Genomic DNA, 20,599 nt, shown 5'->3' with positions numbered 1-20,599 from the left:
CAATGGCCGGCGGTGACCGCCGTGGCCTGGGTCGCGGCCCAGATCGCCTATCCCCTCACCGACGGCTCGGCGCGCGATCGGGTGACGATCCTGATCGTCGCGCTGTCGGCGGCCACCGCACTGCTGCACGCCTGGGTGGCCCGGGGCATCGGCTGGGCGGCCGGCTACGCGATGATCGTCGGCGGCGTCGGCGCGGTCGCCGAGATGATCGGCACCGCAAGCGGATTCCCGTTCGGCTGCTACCACTACGCGCACGGGCGGCTCGGTCCCGATCTCGCGCAGGTGCCGCTGCTCGTGCCGGTGGCCTGGGTCGGCGGTCTCTACCCCATCTGGGTGGCGACCGGGCTGCTGTGCCGCCGCACCGCCACCCGCGTCGCCGCGACGGCCGTGGGTGCGGTGGGCTGGGACCTCTACCTCGACCCGCAGATGGTGGCCGACGGGCAGTGGACCTGGTGTTCGGCCCATCCGGGCCTGCCGGGAATCGGCGATATCCCGTATACGAACTACGTCGGCTGGTTCGCAGTCGGCGCCCTGATGGCGACACTGCTCGCGGCGCTCGAACGCCGTTGCGCACCGCGCGGCGCCGGACCCGCGGTACCGATCGCGGTGCTGTTGTGGACGTGGTTCGGATCGGCCCTGGCCCATGCGGTGTTCCTGGATCTGCCCGCGTCCGCGGGGTACGGCCTGATCGGTCTCGGGCTGGTGGCGCTACCCACGGCGGTATGGGTGCTGCGGGCGGCGCGGCACCGCGACCGGCTGCCCGCGCCGCCGTAAACGCCCGTCGCGTGCCGACGATCACTGCGGCTCATGGCACGATGTGTGCCGTGCAGCCGAGTCCGACACCATCGATGCCAGAGTCGACCCACACGCCGCGGCGAACCCGGCGTCATCGCCTCTGGTCCGTAGCCCTGCTGGCGCTGCTGCTGGCGCCGCTGCTGACCGGCTGCCTGCGGGTCCAGGTATCGATGGGCGTGTCCTCCAACGACCGCGTGTCCGGCCATCTGGTGGCCGCCGTGATCCCGGCCAACGACAAGGACAAGGGCCCCGAGCTGAAGGCCCCCGAAACCCTGGCCGCGAAGATCCGGGTCGAGCCCTACAGCCAGGACGGCTACGTCGGCAGCCAGGTCTACTTCGACGACCTGACCTTCGGCGAGGTGCAGCAGCTGGGCGCGCTGTCGGATCAGACGCAGGGCATGTTCAACCTGCAGTTCATCCGCACCGGCGACAAGGTCACTCTCACCGGCCGGGTCGACCTGAAATCCGTTCCGCCGCAGGGTTCCGACGTGCAGTTCACCGTCGCCTTCCCGGCCCGGGTGGCCACCACCAACGGCACTCGCCAGGGCGATTCGACGGTCTCGTGGAAGCTGCCGGCCGGCGATGTGAGCACCGTGCGCGCCGAGGTCAACTACGCCGACCCGAACACCCGCTCCTTCGCCGGATGGGCTGGCATCGTCGGTGGCATCACCCTCGCGGTGGCCGCCATGGTCGCGGTGCTGGCGTATCTGAATCGCAACCCCACGCCGCCGTGGCGTCCGCGGGTGAAGCAGGACGCCTGATCAGGGACCACGATGGGCGTCCGTGAGCACCGTCTCCGCCGTCTCGGCCCAGCCGGGAACGGCCACATGACACGGCTCGGTGCGCGGTCGGTCGTCGAGCCGCTCGTCACGGCGGGCGCGATCGTGGCCGGCGCGGGATGTGCGATGGCACTGGTGAACCGGCTCGGCATGCGGCGGCTGCGGGCCGATGCCACCCCCGCGATCGAGCCGGTGATCATCGCGATCCCGGCCCGCGACGAAGCACCACGACTACCGCGGCTGATCGCGGATCTGCGTGCCCAGCAAGGTGTTTCGCGCATGCGGATCTGGATCCTCGACGACGGATCCACCGACGGCACCTTCGCGGCCGCCGTCGAGGCGATCGGTGACGACGATCGATTCACCGTGGTCGCCGCCGACACCGACCCCGAACCCGGATGGACCGGCAAGAACGCGGCCTGCGCGCGGCTGGCCGAACTCGCGGGTGTCACCGCCGACCCGCCGCCCGGCGTCCTGATCTTCCTCGACGCCGACGTACGGCTGCGCCCGCAGGCGATCGCCGCGGCGGTGAGCGAATTGCGCCGCAGCGGTGCGGGTTCGGTGTCTCCCTGGCCGTATCAGCGGGCGGGATCGCTCGCGGAGGCGCTGGTGCAGCCGCTGCTGTGCTGGTCGTGGGCCACGACGCTGCCGGTACGGCTCGCCGATCGCGGCCTGCGGCCGTCGACCGCGGTGGCTTGCGGGCAGTTCCTCGTCTTCGACACCGCGGTCTATCGCGCGGTGGGCGGGCATGCGGCGGTGGCCGGTTCGATCACCGAGGATCTGGCGCTGGCGCGGGTGCTGCGCCGCGCCGGACATCGCACCGTGCTGGCGGCGGCGGGGACACTGGCGAGTACCCGCATGTACCGCGGCGCGGCCGAAGTCGAGGGCGGCTACACCCGCTGGCTGTGGTCGGCCTACGGCGGCCCGGCCGGCACCCTGGCGGTGGATACGGTGGCCGCGGTCGCGTACGTGCTGCCCGCCCTCGCCGCGCTGTTCGGTCGCGGCCGGATCCGGCGGATCGGTGTCGCCGGCTACGGCGCGGGTGTCGCGAGCCGGCTGCTGGCCCGCTCACTGGAATCCGGGACGCTGCCGCGCGGCGCCGATATCGGTGCGGCGCTGGCACATCCGGTGTCGATCGGCGCGTATCTGCGCCTGTCGGGCCGGTCGTGGCTGTTGCATCGGCGCGGGGCGCTGCGCTGGAAGGGCCGCCCGGTGCCGGACGGCCCGGACCGTTCCCGGCCCGGGCGCGCCGAACTCAGGGCACCGAGGTAACGCCGACCGTCGGCAGGAACGCGCAGGTGTTGGCGCCGTTGCGGACCGTGCCGAACACCGCCGCCAGCACCATTCCTGAGCCGGTGTCCACCGGCACCGCGCGCACGCCGCCGACCGGCAGCGCCGCCAGGAAGAAGTTGCGGATCGCCTGCTCGAACGCCGGGCGCACCTCCGGCGGCAGATTCGGCGGCACCATCGAGCCGACGACCTGGGACAGCGGGCCCATCGCGGCGAATCCGCCGCGGCCGTTGGACACGTTGAACCAGGCCACCTGCATACCGGTGGTGTCGGCGCCGTCGGGGCCCATGCCGTAGGGGACGAAGGCGAACATCGTCTGCCCGGCCTTCACCGCGGACAGATCCAGCCCGGGCACCGGCACCGCCAGCTTGGGCCACGGCCCGGGTACCGCACCGGCCAGCGCCGGGACGAGTCCGAGGGTGCTGCCGTCCTGGCAGAACGCCGACCCGGACGGATACAGGAACGGCTGGATGCCCAGCTGTTTCAGCGATTCGACCGCGGTCTGATAGGCGGTCAGCAAATCCGTCGCCGCCGCCGGGTTCTGGCCCACGGCAGCGATGGTGGCGGCAGGGTCGGGCGGGGCGGCGGTCGCGGCGGCGGCGCCGGCGAAGGTCAGCGCACCGGTCACGGTGAGCGCTGCGGAAAGACGGACGAGACTGGTCACCACGGCCATCGGGGTTCTCCTGAGTTCGGCGGAACATCCGCACCAGGGTCGGTCCGCCGGGCCGCACAGCATGACTCGGGGACCTCCGCGTCGTCACGGTGCACGAGAGGGTACCGCCGGTGGCGGCGAATGCGCGGCAACTCGCCCGCGAAACGCCGATCAGGCGCTGACGGCCGCCGGGGTCACCGTATAGCCGAGGTTGGTGAGCACCTCGGTGGTCGCCTTGGCGAAGTTCAAGGTGATGAAATGCAGGCAGGGCGCACCCTCGTCGATCAGTCGCTGCCCGATCTCGGTGGCGATCTCGATGCCCACCGCGCGCACGGCGTTGCGATTGGCCTCCGGATCGTTTCCGGCCGCCTGCTCGAGCCGCTGCATGACCCGCGCGGGCAGCGGCCGGCCCGACAACTCCTCGGCCCGCTGCACGGTGCGCAGCGAGGTGATCGGCATCAGCTCGGGAATGATGGGCTTGGCGCCCTGTTCGGCGTCGTAGGCCGCGACCCGATCCCGTAGGCGCAGATAGTGTTCCACGTCGAAGAACATCTGCGTGATCGAATACTCCGCTCCCGCACGCAGTTTCGAGACCAGGTAGCGAGTGTCGTGCTCCAGGTCGGGAGACCGGTAGTGGCCCTGCGGGAACGACGCCACTCCCACGTGGAAGTCGCCGAGCTCGCAGACCATGCGGACCAGTTCCTCGGCGTATTCGACACCGTCGGGATGTTTGCGCCACTCCCCCAGCGGATCGCCCGGCGGGTCGCCGCGCAGTACGAGCATGTTGCGGATGCCGGCATCGGCGTAGCTGCCGACGATGGACCGCAGTTCGGCCACGCTGTGCCCGACCGCGGTCAGATGCGCGACGGTCAGCAGTGTGGTTTCGCGGGCCAGCTGCCCGGTGATGCGCGCGGTGCGATCGCGGGTGGATCCGCCCGCCCCGTAGGTCATCGATACGAACGCCGGATGCATCCGCTCGAATTCGCGGGCGGCGCGCCACAGCCGCGCCTCGGCCGCGGCATCGCGCGGCGGATTGAATTCCACCGAGAACGGGATGGTGCCGTCGGGGCGGCGGCCCAGCTGCCCCACCACGGAGGGAGTTCCGGACGGCGTCCGGGAAGGTCGGCCTGGGGTCGATCGTCCCCGTACATTGTCGAAACTCACCGGTCCAGTGTAGTAGGACGACCTCTTCGGACGGGCCGCCCGGCCCGGATCCGCGCCGGTCCAGCGGCCGGTGCGCCTGCGGCCGGAGCTGTGCATCGGCGTCGCGGCCCACCGTCCGCCCCGACGGCGCCGGGCCGGCGGTCCCCACCCGCCTGCGATCCGTCGACCGACCACCCCGAGCGCCACGAGACGGTCGCGCACGGACCGGCCGACCGGCCGCGATGTCTCCCGTCCGATGCGATGCGGTGCCGGTCACGCACCGGCTACGGCGCTGTCGGGCGACGGAACCGACGCAGTAAGGTTCACGGTGGGCCGCTGGACGCCGCGATACGACTTCCCCGCGACGACCGGCCGGGACCGCCGCAGCCGTCGCCGGTGCATACACAGGGTCTCGCCCCGGCCACATCCTCGGCACGCCGGAGCCGCCCCGGCGTACCCGGCATCGGCTCGCCGATACGACGAACTACCTGGAGGTTGCGTTGTCCGTTGGTCCGGCCAGCCCGGCACGTCCGGCGCCGAACGACTCCGCGTCGCTGGTGCGCGCGGTCGAACAGGCGCTGACCGGATTCTTCGCCGACCGCCGCGAACTGGTCGCCGAACTGGGGCCGGTGGTCATCTCCGCGACGGCCGCCCTCGAGGATTTCGTGCTGCGCGGCGGCAAACGGACCCGACCGGCGTTCGCCTGGACCGGATGGCTCGGCGCGGGCGGCGATCCATCCGGTGATCAGGCCGAATCGGTGCTCACCGCGTGCGCGGCCCTGGAACTGGTGCAGGCGTGCGCGCTGATCCACGACGACATCATCGACTCCTCGCGCACCCGGCGCGGCTTCCCGACCGTGCACGTGGACTTCGAAGATCGCCACCGCGACCACGGCTGGGGTGGCGATTCGGCGCATTTCGGAGTGAGCGTGGCGATCCTGATCGGCGATTTGGCGCTGACGTGGGCCGACGACATGATCGCCGCCGCCGGCCTGGACGCCGCGGCCCGGGCGCGGTTCGCGCCGGTGTGGGCAGCGATGCGCACCGAGGTGATGGGCGGCCAGCTGCTCGACGTGCACGGTGAGGCCGGCGCCGACGATTCCGTGGCCGCCGCGCTGCGGATCAACCGGTACAAGACCGCCGCCTACACCGTGGAGCGGCCGCTGCATCTGGGCGCCGCGCTGGCCGGGGCCGATCCGGAGCTGATTGCCGCCTACCGGGAGTTCGGCACCGATATCGGCATCGCGTTCCAGTTGCGTGACGACCTGCTCGGCGTCTTCGGCGATCCGGCCGTCACCGGCAAACCGTCGGGTGACGACCTGCGCGAGGGAAAGCGCACGGTCCTGGTCGCCGAGGCGCTGCGCCGCGCCGACGCCACCGATCCCGCCGCGGCGCGGCTGTTGCGCTCGTCGCTGGGCACCGACCTCGCTCCCGATCAGGTCACCCGGTTGCGCGACCTCATCACCGGGCTCGGCGCCGTCGACGATGTCGAGCGCCGCATCACCGAACTGACCGACCGCGGCCTCGGCGCGCTGGCGGCCAGCTCGGTCACCCCCGAGGCCGGCGATCGGCTGCGCGCGATGGCGCTGGCCGCGACCAGGCGGGTGTCGTGAAAACCGTTGCCGGACGGTGCGATCGGATCGTCGTCGTGGGCGCCGGCCTGTCCGGGCTGGCGGCGGCGCTGTATCTGACCGGAGCCGGGCGCCGGGTGACCCTGCTCGAACGCGCCGATCATCCGGGCGGGCGAGTCGGCCTCTATCGCGGGCCGGACTACGAGATCGATTCCGGCGCAACGGTTCTCACCCTGCCCGGGCTCATCGACGAGGCGCTGGCCGCGGTCGGCACCGACACCGCCGCCCACGGACTGCGGATCCACCGACTCGATCCCGCCTACCAGGCGCATTTCGCCGACGACAGCGTGATCGGGGTGTATCCGGATCCGGAGCGAATGGCGGCCGAGGTGCGCCGCGCATGCGGAGACGCACAAGCACAACGCTATCGGAACCTGCGGGACTGGCTGGCCCGGATCTACGCCGGCGCCTACGACCAGTTCATGGACACCAATTTCGATTCCCCGCTCGATATGGTCCGCATACCCGAGAAGCGCGCGGCGCTGTGGGAACTGGTGCGGCTGGGCGCGTTCGGCCGGCTGGGCCCGCGGGTCGAGCGCATCCTGGGCGATCCGAAGCTGGCGCGGCTGTTCACCTTTCAGGCTCTCTACGCCGGGACTGCACCCGCGCAGGCGTTGGCCGTCTACGGCGCGATTCCGCATATGGACACCTCGCTGGGCGTCTACTACCCGGTCGGCGGCATGCGGGCGATCACCGCGACGCTGGCGGCCGCGTTCACCGGCGCCGGTGGGCAGCTGGAACTGAACTGCGAGGTCAGCGGTATCGATTACCACGCCGGGCGCGCACGGCGGGTCCGCACCGCCGACGGGCGCGACTTCGACTGCGATGCGGTGGTCCTGACCGCCGATCTCGGCTCGCTGAGCCGTTTCGGCATTCGCCGGCACCGTCCGTTGCGGGCGGCACCTTCCGCGGTGGTCGCGCACGGCACCATCCCGGCCGAGGTGGCGGCGCGGTGGCCGCTACAGGCCCACCACACCATCGATTTCGGCCGGGCCTGGGAGGAGACGTTCGCCGAAATCGCCGCCCGGCGCGGCCGCGGGCGACTGATGAGCGATCCGTCGCTGCTGATCACCCGGCCCGCGCTCAGCGATCCCGGCCAATTCGTCGAACGGCCCACCGGACGCTACGAACCGCTGTCGGTGCTGGCGCCGTGCCCGAATCTCGATGCCGCGCCCCTGGATTGGCCGCGTCTGGGACCGGCGTACCTGCGAGAACTGCTGGCCGTACTGGAGCAGCGCGGATACCGGGGTATCGCCGGACATTTCACCGTCGATCACCTCGACACGCCGCAGACGTGGCATGAGCACGGAATGATCGCCGGAACTCCGTTCTCGGCCGCGCACCTGTTCCGCCAGACCGGACCGTTCCGCACCCGCAATCTCGCTCGCACCCCGGCCAACGTGGTGCTGGCCGGATGCGGGACCACGCCGGGGGTCGGCGTGCCGACCGCGCTGCTGTCGGGAAAACTGGCCGCCGAACGCATTACCGGCCCCTTCCGGCACGCCGACGGCGCCACGGCGCCGACCGGCGCGCTAGGGTTGCCGACAACCCATTAAACTGGCCCGCGAACTGACCACTCCCGCGGTTCCGCACCGCACCGACATTCCCGGGGGGAAGACGAACCATGCCGACCCCCGATATGGACACTGCCCCCGCGACAGCGCCGATGACCAGCACCGTTACCACGGTGCCGGTGACCACCGTGCCGGTCCCCGAGCCGGCCGTGCACACCGTGCGCTGGTGGGTGCGCTGGGCGGGCGACTTCTTCCGCAGCCCCGAGGGCCACGCCGCCCTGCTCGGCTTCTGGGGCGCGGTTCTGATCACCTTCGGCGGCTTGGGCGCCGGCGCGGTGCGCCGCAGCGATCCCCTGCTGGAAGCGGCCCACCTGTCCTGGCTGCGATTCGGGCACGGCTACGCGCTGGCCACCATCGTGGTGTGGCTGGGTGTGCTGTCGATGATCATCGCGTGGGTCCGGTTGGGACGCATCACCATCGGCACCGGCGCCCGCCGCGGCCCGGGCAGCACCGTGACGCTGAACGAACTGCGGGTGATCGTCGGCATCTGGATTCTGCCGCTGCTGTTCGCGGTGCCCATGTTCAGCCAGGACGTGTACTCGTATCTGGCGCAGGGCGCGCTGTTGCGCGACGGTTTCGACCCGTACAAGGTCGGGCCGGTGGTGAATCCCGGTGTGCTGCTGGACAATGTGAGCCCGGTCTGGACCACCACCACCGCACCCTACGGCCCGATCTTCCTGCTCATGGGGCAGGCCATCACCAGTATCACCGGTGACAACGTGGTGGCCGGCACCATCGCGATGCGCCTGGTCATGCTGCCGGGACTGGCCCTGATGATGTGGGCCGTCCCCCATATGACCAAACACCTCGGCGGTAAGCCGACGGTGGCGCTGTGGCTGGCGGTGCTCAACCCGCTGGTGCTGATCCATCTGATCGGCGGCGTGCACAACGAGATGCTCATGGTCGGCCTGATGGCGGCCGGCATCGCCCTGGTGCTGGAGCGCCACCACGCGGCCGGCATCGTGGTGGTCGCGATCGGTGTCGCGATCAAGGCGACTGCCGGGGTGGCGCTGCCGTTCCTGGTGTGGATCTGGATGATTCACGAACGCGAGCGGCGAGCCGCGGAGAACAAGGGGCCGCTGCCGCACCCGATTCGGACCTTCGTCAAGATCGCGGGCCTCGGCGTGTCGGTGTTCGCGGTGGTCTTCGTGGCCGCCTCCGCGGCCGCGGGTGTCGGTATCGGCTGGCTGACCGCGCTGTCGGGGTCGAAGAAGATCATCAACTGGCTCTCGCTGCCGACGATCATGGCGCACATGGTCACCTGGGTGACGCCGCTGAATCTCGGCGAGGTGCTGGTGTGGACGCGCGGACTCTGCGCGCTCGCACTGGTCGCCATCCTGGCGTGGACCTGGTGGCGCTACAAGAGCTCGGAACGCGATGCGGTGATGGGCATTCTCATCGCCTTCGTCGCGATCGTGATCCTGTCGCCGGCGGCGCTGCCCTGGTACTACTCGTGGCCGCTGGCGCTGGCCGCCGGATTCGCCATGTCGACCACCACCCTGATGATCCTGGTGGGGTTGTGCACCTGGCTGATGCTGGTGTTCCAGCCGGGCGGCTCGATCGGCCTCTACAACGTCTGGCACGTCGCGGCGGCCACCTTCGTCGCCGTGGTGGCGGCGCTGTCGCTGCGCAAGGTGGATCCGCTGCGGCTGCGCGCCGATTCGGGCAGACCCAAGCAATGACCGGCCGCGGCGCCGACGCCGAACTGGCGGCCGCATACCGGCATTGCAGAGCCATCGCGGCGGAACACGGCCGCACCTATTTCCTGGCCACCCGGTTACTGTCACCGCCGCAGCGGTCGGCGGTGCACGCGCTCTACGCGTTCGCCCGTACCGTCGACGATGTTGTCGATTGCGCCGAAAGCACTTGCGACGCGGCCGGTTTCGGTGCGCTCGGCGCCCAGCGCTCCGCCGCGGCACGGGATCGCGCCTCCGTTCGCACGAGCAGTCAGGCCGCGCCCGATTCCGGAAACGCCGACCTCGCGGCGGCATTGCGGCTGGACCGAATCGACACGCAACTCCGTACCGCACTGAAGGATGCGGGGCTCCTCGCCGAGATGTGGTGGACCGCTGCCGGCACAACGGAGGCCGAGACCCCGCTCGCGGAAAGCGTAGCGATCGACGCCCCGGTACTCGCCGCCCTCGTCGACACCGTCGCCCGGTATCGCATTGCGCCCGACCACTTCCGGGTGTTCCTCGATGCCATGCGGATGGATGTGCCGGGTAGCCCGCTGTTCCGGAACCGGTATGCGGATATGGGCGAATTGCGGGAGTACATGCGCGGTTCGGCCGCGGCGATCGGACTGCAACTACTCCCGATCCTCGGCACGGTGGTGCCGGTGGCCGAGGCCGAACCGGCGGCCGCCGCGCTGGGTGAGGCGTTCCAGCTCACCAACTTTCTGCGGGATGTCGCCGAAGATCTCGATCGCGGGCGCATCTACCTGCCGGGCGACGAACTTGCGGCCTTCGGCGTCGACGCCGATCTGCTCGCTCATTGCCGGCGTACCGGCCGGACCGATCCGCGGGTCCGCCGCGCCCTGGCACATCTGATCGCGACGAACCGCGCGGTCTATCGCACCGCCGCGCCGGGCATCGATCTGCTCCGGCCGCGGGTACGCCCCGCCATTCGCACCGCGGCCGTGCTGTACGGGGGAATCCTCGACGAGATCGAGCGCCACGACTACGCCGTATTCGACCGCCGCGCAACGGTTCCCACCGCACGGCGGCTCCGGGTCGCGGTCACCGAATTGGGTTCCGGATTGCGCCGCCCGGCGAATCCGGCCTCGCCGCTGCGCGCCCCGCTCCCCCACGTTTCTCACACCGCGGCCCCCCGCGCGTTCGGCACGGCACGGCCGAACGCGCCCCGCGCCTGACACCGAACTCACCGTCACCGACGGACCTCTGCCCCGCCATCGCCCTCGACCCGTACGCGGCGACCACCGCGCGGCACACCTACGACGGCCTGCAGGCCGCGACCAGGGCTGCCACCGGCGTCACCGCGGTCGAACTGCCCGACGCGGACCGCCACTGCGCGGCGCCACCGCCGACTGTCTCGCGCGGCACTCGCAGCGTTGAGCGGGCGCGCTCCCGATCCGGGACCGAACGCTCGCCTCAGAACGGTTCGGCCGCGGCCCGGCGGACGACCTCGCGGGCGAGCGGCCCGTGGATGGCGTCGATCGGGCGGCCGGGCAGGGTGTCGTCCTCGGCGTAGATCCACTCGAGGATTTCCTCGTTCGTATATTTCGCATCCCGCATCACCGTGATGAGGCCGATCAGGGGCTTGACGACCGCGCCCGAGGAATCGAAGAAATCTTTCGGGATACCGGCGATACCGCCGCGGCGGATCGCGATCAATTGATGATCGCGCAGCATCTGATGCACTCTGGTCACCGCGATACCGAGTTGTTCGGCCACATCCGGCAACGGGAGCAGGGTTACCGATTCGGGAACGACATCGTCGCTGCAAGGAAATGCACTCACCCGCACAACGGTAGTCCGTCGGCATCCGGATACGGCGTACGCCCGGTTTCGACGTGGGCGTTAGCACGTCATCAGCGACCATGACGGCGCACGCCTATACGATCGGGGGTGCCGTCACGGGGGCGGCAACCGCTAGGTGAAATTCGGAGGACAGCAGTTGATCGGCCAGATGCTGGACGGGCGCTACCGCATCGACGCGCCGATCGCGCGCGGTGGGATGTCGATGGTGTTCCGGGGAGTCGACACCCGGTTGGACCGGCCCGTGGCGATCAAGGTGATGGACCCGAAGTTCGCCGGCGACCCGCAGTTCCTGACCCGCTTCGAATTCGAAGCCCGCTCGGTGGCCAAGCTGAAACACCCCTCGCTCGTGGCGGTCTACGACCAGGGCATCGACGGGGAGTATCCGTTCCTCATCATGGAGCTCGTCGAGGGCGGCACCCTGCGCGAACTACTGCGCGAACGCGGCCCGATGCCGCCGCACGCGGTGCGCGCGGTCGCCGAGCCGGTGCTGCGCGCGATCGGGGTCGCGCATGCCGCGGGACTCGTGCACCGCGACGTCAAACCGGAGAACGTGCTCATCTCCGATGCCGGTGAGGTGAAGATCGCCGACTTCGGCCTGGTGCGGGCGGTGGCCGGCTCGAATATGACCTCGGCCAGCGTCATCCTCGGCACCGCGGCGTACCTGTCGCCGGAACAGGTCACCGCCGGGAACGCCGACGCCCGCAGCGACGTGTACTCCTTCGGCATCCTGATCTTCGAAATGCTCACCGGCCGTGCGCCGTTCACCGGCGACACCTCGCTGTCGATCGCGTATCAGCGGGTCGAGAAGGACGTGCCGAGCCCGAGCCGGTTCATCGAGGGCGTGCCGCCGGAATTCGACGATCTGGTCGCGCACGCCACCGCCCGCGAACCCGCGCATCGCTTCGCCGATGCCACCGAGATGGCCGCCGAACTCAATCGCATCGCCACCGTGCTGCACCTGCCCGACTACCGGGTACCGGCCCCCCGGGAATCGGCCGAACACCTGTCCGCGCGATACCGCGTCGTGCAGACCCCGGCCGCGGCCCCCGGACCGGCCCACACCCCGCAGCCGGTCACCGAAGCGACGACCCGGCTCGCGTCCGAGCCGGGGCGCACCCGGGTCATGACCGCGGCCCATCCGATGCCCGAGCCCGAACCGGAGCGTCCGCACCAGCCACCGGCCCCGCCACATCGGCCGGAATTCGTACCCGATCGCGGCAGATCCCGGCGCCGGGTGCTGATCTGGGCGGCCGTGGTGGTGGTGCTCGCGCTGCTGCTGGGCATCGGCGGCTGGTGGCTGGGCGTCGGCCGTTATTCGTCGGTGCCGGCGATCGCCGGGATGACCACCGAACAGGCGACCGCGAAGTTGAAGGACGCCGGATTCGGGACGACCGTGCGCGACAAGGCCTCCGACATCATTCCGGTCGGCGGGGTGGTCGGCACCGACCCCTCCGCCGGGGCGAAGGTGCTGAAGGGGTCGACGGTCGCCGTCCTGGTGTCCAGCGGACAGCCGCACGTGCCGCAGTTTCAGCCCGGCCAGGACACGAAGACGGTGAACCAGCTCATCCGCGATGCCGGGCTCACCCCCGTCGACGGCGGCGAGAAACCCAGCACCGCCCCGAAAGGGTCGGTGGCGCAACTGGATCCGGCCCCCGGCACGGTTCTGCCGACCGGCGCGCAGGTGAAGGTCTACCGCAGTAAGGGTTCGCAGCCGGTGAAGCTGCCCGATGTGCGCGGCAAGACCGTCGAGGAGGCGAAGGCGGCGCTGCAGAACGCCGGACTCTCCGTCGGCGACACCCGCACCGACTTCGACGCGAGGATCAAGTCGGGCCAGGTCGCGGGCACCGATCCGGCCGCCGGCACCCAGGTGCTCTCCGGCGCCACGGTGACGCTGATCGTCTCCGACGCCATCCAGGTTCCCGATGTCACCGGCAAGAATGCCGCCGTGGCCCGCTCCGAACTCGAGGGGATGGGCCTCAAGGTCGTGCTGAACCAGGTGTTCAGCGGCGACCGCGGGACGGTCCGCGTGCAGTCACCGTTCGGCGGTTCGAATGTGGCGCCCGGATCCACGATCACCCTCACCGTCCTGCCGTTCTGATCCGAGATCAGCCGAGCACGCCACCCACATCCGCGCCGCCGAGCAGTTCGGCCTCGCTGATGCCCAGCCGCCGACTGGCCAGGTCGAGCGCCTGCTGCAGCACCGCGCTGGCACTGGCGCCCACCACCTGGGAATGTTCGAGCCGGCCGTTGCCGCGCACCACCCGAACCCGGCAGCGCCAGGCGATTCCGGCGCGGTCGACCTCCGGGCGTTCGATCACGATCGTCACCGGGACACCGTCGATCTCGAGCACATGTTCGGCGAGGGCGGCGATCGGCCTGCTCGCAGTTTGCAATCCCCTGGCTACCGATGCGCTCTGCATAGCGATCCTCTCAGCACATTTCCCGCACAGCCCATTGCCGCTGCAGTGTCACGCCTGGAAACCTAGTGCAGGTTCGAGCGTTCAGCAACTGGACAGCTAACTTTTGCGGATCATGTCACGACCGCGTGATTTCCCGGCAGGCGGTGTCAGCCGACCGCCAGCAACGGATCACCGGTCTCCGGATCGTTGATCGCCACCACCGCCGCGGTGGTGAAAACCTCCACCGGCACCCCGCCGATACTCGGGCTGATGTTGGTGGTGATCTGCGCGGCGGCAGCGGCAGGCGCGTAGCCGTGGGACACGTCGAACTCCCAGGAGATCTCGTAGCCCCAGCAGATGTTGAAGATCAGCAGGCGGCTGCCGTCGCGCAGCACGACCTCCGACGGAATCCCGTCGCGGTCGCGATCGCGCAGCAACCGCAGGATGGTGCGATCGGCGTTGCCGATCCGGAGCGCGCTCTGCGCGCTGGCCGGACCTTCCCCGCGCGGGCGGCCGTCACCGCGCGAGGGGCCCTCGTCATTGCGAAATACGACGTCCACTACGGCCGATCCGTCACCGCAGCATCTCGGCGACCAGGAATGCCAATTCCAAGGACTGCTGGGTATTGAGACGCGGGTCGCAGGCCGTCTCGTAGCGGTCCTCCAGATCCAGATCCGAGATGTCCTGGGCGCCGCCGAGGCATTCGGTGACGTTCTCTCCGGTGAGCTCGATGTGCAGGCCGCCCGGATGGGTGCCCAGCGCGTGGTGCACCTCGAAGAAGCCCTGCACCTCGTCGACGATGCGGTCGAAGTGGCGGGTCTTGTAGCCGGTGGAGGATTCGTGGGTGTTGCCGTGCATGGGATCGCACTGCCAGATCACCTGATGTCCGGTGGCCTGCACCTTCTCGATGATCGGCGGCAGCACGTCGCGGACCTTGGTGTTGCTCATCCGCGCGACCAGGGTGAGCCGGCCCGGCTCGTTGGTGGGATCGAGCCGCTCGACGTATTCCACCGCCTGATCCGGCGTGGTGGTCGGGCCGATCTTGATGCCGATCGGGTTGGCCAGCAGTTCGGCGAAGGCGATATGGGCGCCGTCGAGCTGCCTGGTGCGCTCACCGATCCACAGGAAATGCGCGGACAGGTCGTAGAGCACCGGATCGCCGGCGGCGTTGTGGGACAGCCGCAGCATCGCTCGCTCGTAGTCGAGGACCAGCGCCTCGTGGCTGCAGTAGATCTTGGCCGACTGAAGGCTGGGATCCTGCACCCGGCAGGCGTTCATGAACGCCAGGCCGCGGTCGATCTCGGAGGCCATCTGCTCGTAGCGGGCACCGGCCGGCGACTGCGCGACGAAATCGCGGTTCCAGTCGTGCACCTTGTGCAGATCGGCCATCCCGGCGCCGGTGAGCGCGCGCACCAGGTTCATCGCCGCGCTGGCGTTGGCGTAGGCGCGCACCAGCCGCGAGGGGTCGTGCTCGCGCTGGGCCGCGTCGGCGACCAGCGCGTTGACCATGTCGCCGCGATAGGACTTGAGGCCGAGTGCGTCGACGTCGGCCGAGCGGGGTTTGGCGTACTGGCCCGCGATCCGGGCCACCTTCACCACCGGCAGGCTCGCGCCGTAGGTCAGCACCACCGCCATCTGCAGCAGGGTGCGGATGTTTCCGCGGATATGCGGCTCGGTGTTGTCGGCGAAGGTTTCCGCGCAGTCGCCGCCCTGCATCAGGAAGGCTTCGCCACGGGCCACCTCGGCCAGTCGCAGACGCAACTCCTCGACCTCGGCGGGCACGCACAGCGGCGGCACACTCTCGAGGACGGTGCGCATGGTGGCGGCCTGCTCGGGATCCCACGACGGCTGCTGCAGGGCGGGGCGGGCGAGTGCGGCGTCGAGTCGCCGACGGAGCTCGGCAGGCAACGGTGGCAGTTCCGGCAAGCGATCGATCGGTACGTCGACGGTCCAGTTCACCAGATCAGAATACGGACCTTCCGCAATCCCGGGGTAACCCGGAGGGTAGGGGGCGATGATTACGTCGGCGCGGGCGGGGCCGTAACCTCGAGCCGGGCCGGGTCGGGCGGTTCGGCCGAGATATCACCGCGAGCGCCGGTGTACGCCGAATCGGAAAGGGCACGACCGCGTGAAATATTTTTATGACTGCGAATTCATCGAGGACGGGGTGACGATCGATCTGATTTCGATCGGCGTGGTCTGCGAGGACGGTCGGGAATATTACGCGGTGTCAACGGAATTCGACCCCGAGCGAGCCGGGCAGTGGGTGCGGCGCAATGTATTGCCGAAACTTCCCTCCCCCTCCTCGCCGCTGTGGCGCAGCCGGCAGCGCATTCGCGACGACCTCTATCAATTCCTGGTACCGCGACCGACCGTGCGTCCGGAATTGTGGGCGTGGGTGGGGGCCTACGACCATGTGGCGTTCTGCCAGTTGTGGGGGTCGATGGTGGATCTGCCGACGGCCCTGCCGCGCTACACCAACGAGCTGCGCCAGCACTGGGATCACCACGGCCGGCCGGAGTTGCCGCCGGTGCCGGCCGACGCGCACGACGCGCTGGCCGACGCCCGGCACAATCTCGCCAAGTACGAGGCCATCGAGGCGTTCCGGCGCAGCGGCGCGATCACCGGTATCGATCGGCGGTAGGCGGCGGGCGCCGCGCTGCCGATACGACTCGGCCCCCGGACGGTTGTCCGGGGGCCGAGAACGTAACGGCGAAAGTCAGCTCGCCAGGGTCTCCGGGATCCGTTCGGCCTCGGGGCGGCTGCCGGAGGGCACGCCCTTCTTCAGGCTGGCGGCGTAGACGTCGACGTACTCCTGACCCGACATCCGCATCAGCTCGTACATGATCTCGTCGGTGACGGCCCGCTCGACGAAGCGGTTACCGCCCATTCCCTCGTAGCGGGAGAAGTCGATCGGCGCACCGAATTTCACGGTGACGCGGCGGCGGCGCCACCGGAAGGGGCCGGGAGGGCACACCTCGTCGGTCCCGATCAGCGCCACCGGGATCACCGGCACACCGGTCTCCAGGGCGAGGCGTGCCACACCGGTCTTGCCCTTGTACAGGCGGCCGTCGGGCGAGCGAGTGCCTTCCGGGTACAGGCCCACCATGCGGCCCTCGCTCAGCAGTTTGCGAGCGGTGTTGAGCGCATCCTCGGCGGCGCTGGCGCCGCTGCGGTCGATCGGATACTGGCCGGTGCCGGAGAAGAAGAACTTCTGCAGCCGGCCCTTGAGTCCGGGCGTGGTGAAGTATTCGGCCTTGGCCAGATAGGTGATGCGACGCGGGCTCAGCAACGGGGTGAACAACCAGTCGGTGAACGACAGATGATTGCCGGCGAGGATGACTGCTCCGTCGGCGGGAATATTCTCCACGCCCTCGACCTTCGGCCGGTTGTAGATGTGCATGAAGGGCCCGACCAGCACGAATTTGAGCAGCCAGTAGAACATTGCGTCCTTTCCCCTGTGATTGTCGAACGGGACCGGCCTCGTCGCAGGCACCTCCGTCGGCACCGACTCTACCGTCGCCGACCTGCTGCGACCAACCCCACACGAGGTATTTCACATGCCCGCAATCACATCGGTGAAATCGGGTACACATGAGGTGCTTACATGCGCGAAAACCGACCGGGCGTCGAGCGAATCGGCGAGATGTACGACGCCCCGGATCGTTTGCTCCCTACCTCGTGCGACCCGGCCGCCCGTTCGACGCCCCGGCGTGAGAAGCCGATCCGCTTCCCGACGCGCGGCATCGGCGGGGAGGAGGAAGACTATTCCCGGCCCGCGGCGGAGCGAGGTCGGCTCACGGCCGCCGAATCGACACCGCTGCCGGTTGTCCGCGAACGCCCTTCGGCCGTCCCGGTCTCGAGCGCCGTGCGCGCGAGTTCGGCCGCGCCGATCATCCCCGCCGCCTCACCCAGTTGCGTGGTGCGGATGCGAGCCAGCGGGCGATGACGGCCGCCGGTGATGGCGGCGGCGTAATGCTCGCGCGCGTCGTCGAGGAACAGCGGCGCCGAGGAGCTGACGCCACCCGCGATGACGATCAGGTCGGGATCGAAGATGTCGCTGACGAAGGCCAGTCCCAGCCCGAGCCAGCGGGCGAAATCGGCCATCACGTGCAGCGCCACCGGATCACCGTCGTGGGCCGCGCCCGCGACCCGGCGCCCGGTCAGCGATCCCGGATCGCCGACCACCTCGCGTGCCAGGATCGTCGAGGGCATCGGATCGGTGGCCAGCATTTCGATCGCGGTGTCGACCAGAGCGGTACCGCTGCAGTAGCGCTCCCAGCAGCCGCGTTTGCCGCACGGGCAGATCCGGCCGTGCGGCACCACCTGCAGATGGCCCAATTCCGGTGCGACACCGTAACTTCCGCGATACAGCCGCCCCTCCACCAGCAGCGCCGCGCCGATGCCGGTGCCGATGGCGACCAGTACGCCGTTGTGCGCGCCCGCGGCCGCGCCGAACCGGTATTCGGCCCACATCGCCGCGTTGGCATCATGTTCGAGGATCACCGGCAACCCGAGCCGGCGTCCGAGCCGGCCGGCGACCGCGGTGTCCTCCCACGGCAGATGCGGCGCGAAACGCACCGAGGAGCGGGATTCGTCGACGAATCCGGCGACCGCCAGCCCGACCGCGCCGATGTCGTGGCGCGCGCACAGTTCCCGGACCGCGCGGTCGAGGCCGTCCTCGAGTGCGTGCGCGGAATGCGGCGTCGGCGCCTGGACGGTGTCGAGAACCTCCCCGTCCCCGTCGACGACCGACGCCCGGATATTCGTCCCGCCGACATCGATGCCGACGGTGAGCGGAGCCTCTCTTCCGACCCTGCTGGTCATTTCTTGATCCGCACCGGGATGGGAACGTATCCGGGTCGCTCGACCGAATCCCGCCCCCGCCCAGCACGTTCGGCCGCGCGCCGGCCACCGCGGCGCGCCTTGCTCCCCTGATCGTCGGCCGCCGGCTTCGCGCCCCGGGCCTTCTCCGTAGCGCCGCCGCGCTCGTCTCCGGGCGCGTCCGCATCCTGTCGGACACCCTTCGCGCGGCGGTCGGCACCGGGAGCACTGCCACGCGCTTCGGCACCGGGACCACTCCCGCGCGCTTCGGCCCTGGGATCACTGCCGCGTGTTTCGGCTTCGGTCCCACTGCCGCGCACCTCGGCACCGCGGTCCGACACATCGCCGGCCGCCCCGCCCGCGATCCACCCGTCGTGCTCCGTTCGCTCCGAACTCGGATCGGCGCCGACTTCCGTTGCCGCGGAATCGTATTCGCCGGATTCGTCGTCGGCGTCCGGAAGGTCGTCCGGGAGCAGCGGTTCGACCGGCACTCCGGCCAGCGCCTCGCGCAGCACGGTCACGATCGCGGTGCCGTGGTCGGCGACCGCGGCGACCACCTCGTGGTGTTCGCCGCGAACCAGCGCCGCGGTCGCGCAGACGGGACACCAGCTGCAGCTGTCCCATTCGCGGCCGTCGGCGGCCGCGCGGCGCAGAGCGGGTTCGACTCGTTCGAGCAAGGTTTCGGCGAGGGCGCGCAGTTCCTGGGCGAATTCGCCGAAACTGTCCTCGTGGGCGTGGGTCATTGCGGCCAGACCCCCGGGTCGGGCCGGAAACGCACGATGAGTTGCTCACCGTCGAGTTCGGCGCTGTCGACCGTGCACCGCCGCAATACCGGCGCCAGTCGTAGCCGCCGCCGGACCCCGTCCGCTCCCACGATCACATCGTCCTCCACTCGTCCGAGTCGCAGCGTGCCCGGGTCGACCACCGGCAGGCGCATCCGCAGCGTGAATACCGAATCCAGCCCGGTGCCCGACTCCCACCGCACCTCCGGCTCCCCTGCCGCGGTGCCCGGCTCCGGCGTCGTGTCGCCCAGCATAGGGTCTGGCTCGGCAGTCGGCGGGTTGCCACGAACGGGCAATGCCTGCGCCAGCGCCGACAACGCCCGCGGTCCGACCGGTTCCGGGCCGCTGTGATGGGCGATCACCACGGGCACGTCGGGCATCCGGCGGCGCAGGTCCGCGATCACGTCGAGTTGTTCCGCGCGCCGCTGCAGGTACCACTGCACCGCGGGGTGCGCGCCACCGTCGGCCGGCGGCACCGGCGGCAGCACTTTGTTCACCACCACCGCGTCCAGGCGTATACCTAGAAGCGCCGCCGCCGAACGCACCCGCGCGGATTCGGCCAGCGCGACCCGTTCGGCGCCGGTGATCAGCCGCGCCCCGGTGCGGTGCGAATCGGCGAGCAGATCCCGAATCGCCGTGACCGCGGCCGCGATCCGCTCCACCGTCGCCGCCAGCACCGCGCGCCGCATATCCGTACCGGTTGCGCTCAGCACCCGGGCATGGGTGGGCCAGATTCGCTCGAGGTAGCCGAGCAGGGTGTCGGGTGCGGTGACGATGCGCAACATATCCGCCGAGGGCGGGCAGTCCACGATGATCAGATCCCAGTCGTCCTCACCCGCGAACTGGGCGATCTCGGTCAACGCCAGTAGTTCCTGCACGCCCGGCAGTCCGGTGAGTTCGGCGGGATCGAGTGCGGCGAGGTCGATGCCGTGATCGTGGCCGGCGCCGGACAGCATCCGCGCGACGTCGCGGAACCGATCCTCCAGCAGCGCAAGCGAATCGATCTCGATGACGTCGAACCCGGGGGCGACGGTCACCACCCCGGCAACCGTGCCGGGATCGTGCGCGAAGCGGAAACCCAGTGCGTCGCCGAGCGAATGAGCCTGGTCGACCGAGGCGACCAGCACGCGCTGTCCGGCCTGCACCGCGGCGATGGCCGCCGCGCAGGCGAGCGTGGTCTTACCGACTCCGCCCTTGCCGATGAACAGTTCGAGACGGGTCGTGACGGCA

19 protein-coding genes are annotated in these 20,599 nt (G+C 70.2%); 9 read left to right on the top strand and 10 right to left on the bottom strand.

The window, feature by feature from the left end; translation table 11 throughout:
* The first annotated feature begins 12 nt into the window (after positions 1 to 12).
* From ACPCUW_RS27665 to ACPCUW_RS27655, 3 genes are all read left to right on the top strand, one after another.
* Positions 13 to 774 carry a carotenoid biosynthesis protein gene (locus ACPCUW_RS27665; RefSeq protein ID WP_423428077.1) on the top strand — a complete coding sequence of 254 codons (762 nt, stop codon included), beginning with the start codon at positions 13 to 15 and terminating at the stop codon, positions 772 to 774.
* Positions 775 to 848: 74 nt separating this feature from the next.
* Positions 849 to 1,556 (top strand): LppM family (lipo)protein, encoded by a 708-nt coding sequence (locus ACPCUW_RS27660; RefSeq protein WP_030514728.1) that lies wholly within the window; start codon positions 849 to 851, stop codon positions 1,554 to 1,556.
* Positions 1,557 to 1,622: 66 nt separating this feature from the next.
* Positions 1,623 to 2,846, top strand: coding sequence for a glycosyltransferase (locus ACPCUW_RS27655; protein WP_423428074.1), 1,224 nt, complete (start codon positions 1,623 to 1,625; stop codon positions 2,844 to 2,846).
* On the opposite strand, the gene ACPCUW_RS27650 is transcribed toward ACPCUW_RS27655, so the two are convergent.
* A complete protein-coding gene (locus ACPCUW_RS27650) occupies positions 2,830 to 3,537 on the bottom strand; it encodes a hypothetical protein (protein WP_423428072.1) in 708 nt (235 codons plus the stop codon). The genes ACPCUW_RS27655 and ACPCUW_RS27650 overlap by 17 nt on opposite strands.
* A 150-nt stretch (positions 3,538 to 3,687) precedes the next feature.
* Positions 3,688 to 4,680: a methylenetetrahydrofolate reductase gene (locus ACPCUW_RS27645; protein WP_063833572.1), complete on the bottom strand. Its 993-nt coding sequence runs from the start codon at positions 4,678 to 4,680 to the stop codon at positions 3,688 to 3,690.
* A gap of 479 nt (positions 4,681 to 5,159) precedes the next feature.
* Here ACPCUW_RS27645 and ACPCUW_RS27640 point away from each other — a divergent pair, with 479 nt between their 5' ends.
* The 4 genes from ACPCUW_RS27640 to ACPCUW_RS27625 all read left to right on the top strand — a co-directional run bounded on the left by ACPCUW_RS27640 (position 5,160) and on the right by ACPCUW_RS27625 (position 10,736).
* Positions 5,160 to 6,272 carry a polyprenyl synthetase family protein gene (locus ACPCUW_RS27640; RefSeq protein WP_423428070.1) on the top strand — a complete coding sequence of 371 codons (1,113 nt, stop codon included), beginning with the start codon at positions 5,160 to 5,162 and terminating at the stop codon, positions 6,270 to 6,272.
* Complete coding sequence (gene crtI, locus ACPCUW_RS27635) at positions 6,269 to 7,846, top strand: phytoene desaturase family protein (RefSeq protein ID WP_423428068.1); 1,578 nt, start codon at positions 6,269 to 6,271, stop codon at positions 7,844 to 7,846. The genes ACPCUW_RS27640 and crtI overlap by 4 nt, the downstream gene beginning before the upstream one ends.
* 110 nt (positions 7,847 to 7,956) lie before the next feature.
* On the top strand, positions 7,957 to 9,546 hold the full coding sequence (locus tag ACPCUW_RS27630) for an alpha-(1->6)-mannopyranosyltransferase A (RefSeq protein WP_082857320.1): 1,590 nt from the start codon (positions 7,957 to 7,959) through the stop codon (positions 9,544 to 9,546).
* A complete protein-coding gene (locus ACPCUW_RS27625) occupies positions 9,543 to 10,736 on the top strand; it encodes a phytoene/squalene synthase family protein (protein ID WP_423428066.1) in 1,194 nt (397 codons plus the stop codon). The genes ACPCUW_RS27630 and ACPCUW_RS27625 overlap by 4 nt, the downstream gene beginning before the upstream one ends.
* 238 nt (positions 10,737 to 10,974) lie before the next feature.
* Here the strand turns inward: ACPCUW_RS27625 and ACPCUW_RS27620 are convergent, their stop codons facing one another.
* The gene (locus ACPCUW_RS27620) at positions 10,975 to 11,343 is read right to left on the bottom strand and encodes an Rv2175c family DNA-binding protein (RefSeq protein ID WP_423428064.1); all 369 of its coding nucleotides are present in this window, start codon (positions 11,341 to 11,343) and stop codon (positions 10,975 to 10,977) included.
* Between the two features lie 136 nt (positions 11,344 to 11,479).
* On the opposite strand from ACPCUW_RS27620, the gene pknB reads away from it, so the two are divergent.
* Positions 11,480 to 13,462: a Stk1 family PASTA domain-containing Ser/Thr kinase gene (pknB, locus tag ACPCUW_RS27615; protein ID WP_423428062.1), complete on the top strand. Its 1,983-nt coding sequence runs from the start codon at positions 11,480 to 11,482 to the stop codon at positions 13,460 to 13,462.
* Between the two features lie 7 nt (positions 13,463 to 13,469).
* Here the strand turns inward: pknB and ACPCUW_RS27610 are convergent, their stop codons facing one another.
* The 3 genes from ACPCUW_RS27610 to ACPCUW_RS27600 form a co-directional block, all read right to left on the bottom strand.
* Positions 13,470 to 13,784 carry a hypothetical protein gene (locus ACPCUW_RS27610; protein ID WP_146097653.1) on the bottom strand — a complete coding sequence of 105 codons (315 nt, stop codon included), beginning with the start codon at positions 13,782 to 13,784 and terminating at the stop codon, positions 13,470 to 13,472.
* A 146-nt stretch (positions 13,785 to 13,930) separates the two neighbouring features.
* Positions 13,931 to 14,323, bottom strand: a complete 393-nt coding sequence (locus ACPCUW_RS27605; RefSeq protein ID WP_030514739.1) for a hypothetical protein — start codon at positions 14,321 to 14,323, stop codon at positions 13,931 to 13,933.
* 13 nt (positions 14,324 to 14,336) lie between these two features.
* Entirely contained in the window at positions 14,337 to 15,722 is a 1,386-nt protein-coding gene (locus ACPCUW_RS27600) for a class II 3-deoxy-7-phosphoheptulonate synthase (protein ID WP_030514740.1), read from the bottom strand.
* Between the two features lie 169 nt (positions 15,723 to 15,891).
* Here ACPCUW_RS27600 and ACPCUW_RS27595 point away from each other — a divergent pair, with 169 nt between their 5' ends.
* Positions 15,892 to 16,407, top strand: a complete 516-nt coding sequence (locus ACPCUW_RS27595) for a polyadenylate-specific 3'-exoribonuclease AS (RefSeq protein WP_030514741.1) — start codon at positions 15,892 to 15,894, stop codon at positions 16,405 to 16,407.
* 75 nt (positions 16,408 to 16,482) lie between these two features.
* Here the strand turns inward: ACPCUW_RS27595 and ACPCUW_RS27590 are convergent, their stop codons facing one another.
* From ACPCUW_RS27590 to ACPCUW_RS27575, 4 genes are all read right to left on the bottom strand, one after another.
* Positions 16,483 to 17,208 (bottom strand): lysophospholipid acyltransferase family protein, encoded by a 726-nt coding sequence (locus tag ACPCUW_RS27590; RefSeq protein ID WP_030514742.1) that lies wholly within the window; start codon positions 17,206 to 17,208, stop codon positions 16,483 to 16,485.
* Between the two features lie 320 nt (positions 17,209 to 17,528).
* Positions 17,529 to 18,590 carry an ROK family protein gene (locus tag ACPCUW_RS27585; RefSeq protein ID WP_423428058.1) on the bottom strand — a complete coding sequence of 354 codons (1,062 nt, stop codon included), beginning with the start codon at positions 18,588 to 18,590 and terminating at the stop codon, positions 17,529 to 17,531.
* Positions 18,587 to 19,330: a hypothetical protein gene (locus ACPCUW_RS27580; RefSeq protein WP_423428057.1), complete on the bottom strand. Its 744-nt coding sequence runs from the start codon at positions 19,328 to 19,330 to the stop codon at positions 18,587 to 18,589. The genes ACPCUW_RS27585 and ACPCUW_RS27580 overlap by 4 nt, the downstream gene beginning before the upstream one ends.
* Entirely contained in the window at positions 19,327 to 20,577 is a 1,251-nt protein-coding gene (locus tag ACPCUW_RS27575) for an ArsA family ATPase (protein ID WP_063910896.1), read from the bottom strand. Before ACPCUW_RS27575 ends, ACPCUW_RS27580 begins: the two co-directional genes overlap by 4 nt.
* Between the last annotated feature and the right edge of the window lie 22 nt (positions 20,578 to 20,599).

The sequence above is a fragment of the Nocardia sp. AB354 genome (assembly GCF_049538315.1).
GTDB lineage: Bacteria > Actinomycetota > Actinomycetes > Mycobacteriales > Mycobacteriaceae > Nocardia > Nocardia nova.
Note: the sequence above shows the minus strand (reverse complement) of the source record. Positions and strands in the feature narration are given on the sequence as shown.

Bases quoted from the DNA above. Each gene is read 5' to 3' on its own strand.
- ACPCUW_RS27660 (WP_030514728.1), top strand. From the start codon at position 849: ATGCCAGAGTCGACCCACACGCCGCGGCGAACCCGGCGTCATCGCCTC.
- ACPCUW_RS27655 (WP_423428074.1), top strand. From the start codon at position 1,623: ATGACACGGCTCGGTGCGCGGTCGGTCGTCGAGCCGCTCGTCACGGCG.
- ACPCUW_RS27650 (WP_423428072.1), bottom strand. From the start codon at position 3,537: ATGGCCGTGGTGACCAGTCTCGTCCGTCTTTCCGCAGCGCTCACCGTG.
- ACPCUW_RS27630 (WP_082857320.1), top strand. From the start codon at position 7,957: ATGACCAGCACCGTTACCACGGTGCCGGTGACCACCGTGCCGGTCCCC.
- ACPCUW_RS27625 (WP_423428066.1), top strand. From the start codon at position 9,543: ATGACCGGCCGCGGCGCCGACGCCGAACTGGCGGCCGCATACCGGCAT.
- ACPCUW_RS27610 (WP_146097653.1), bottom strand. From the start codon at position 13,784: ATGCAGAGCGCATCGGTAGCCAGGGGATTGCAAACTGCGAGCAGGCCG.
- ACPCUW_RS27590 (WP_030514742.1), bottom strand. From the start codon at position 17,208: ATGTTCTACTGGCTGCTCAAATTCGTGCTGGTCGGGCCCTTCATGCAC.
- ACPCUW_RS27585 (WP_423428058.1), bottom strand. From the start codon at position 18,590: ATGACCAGCAGGGTCGGAAGAGAGGCTCCGCTCACCGTCGGCATCGAT.
- ACPCUW_RS27580 (WP_423428057.1), bottom strand. From the start codon at position 19,330: ATGACCCACGCCCACGAGGACAGTTTCGGCGAATTCGCCCAGGAACTG.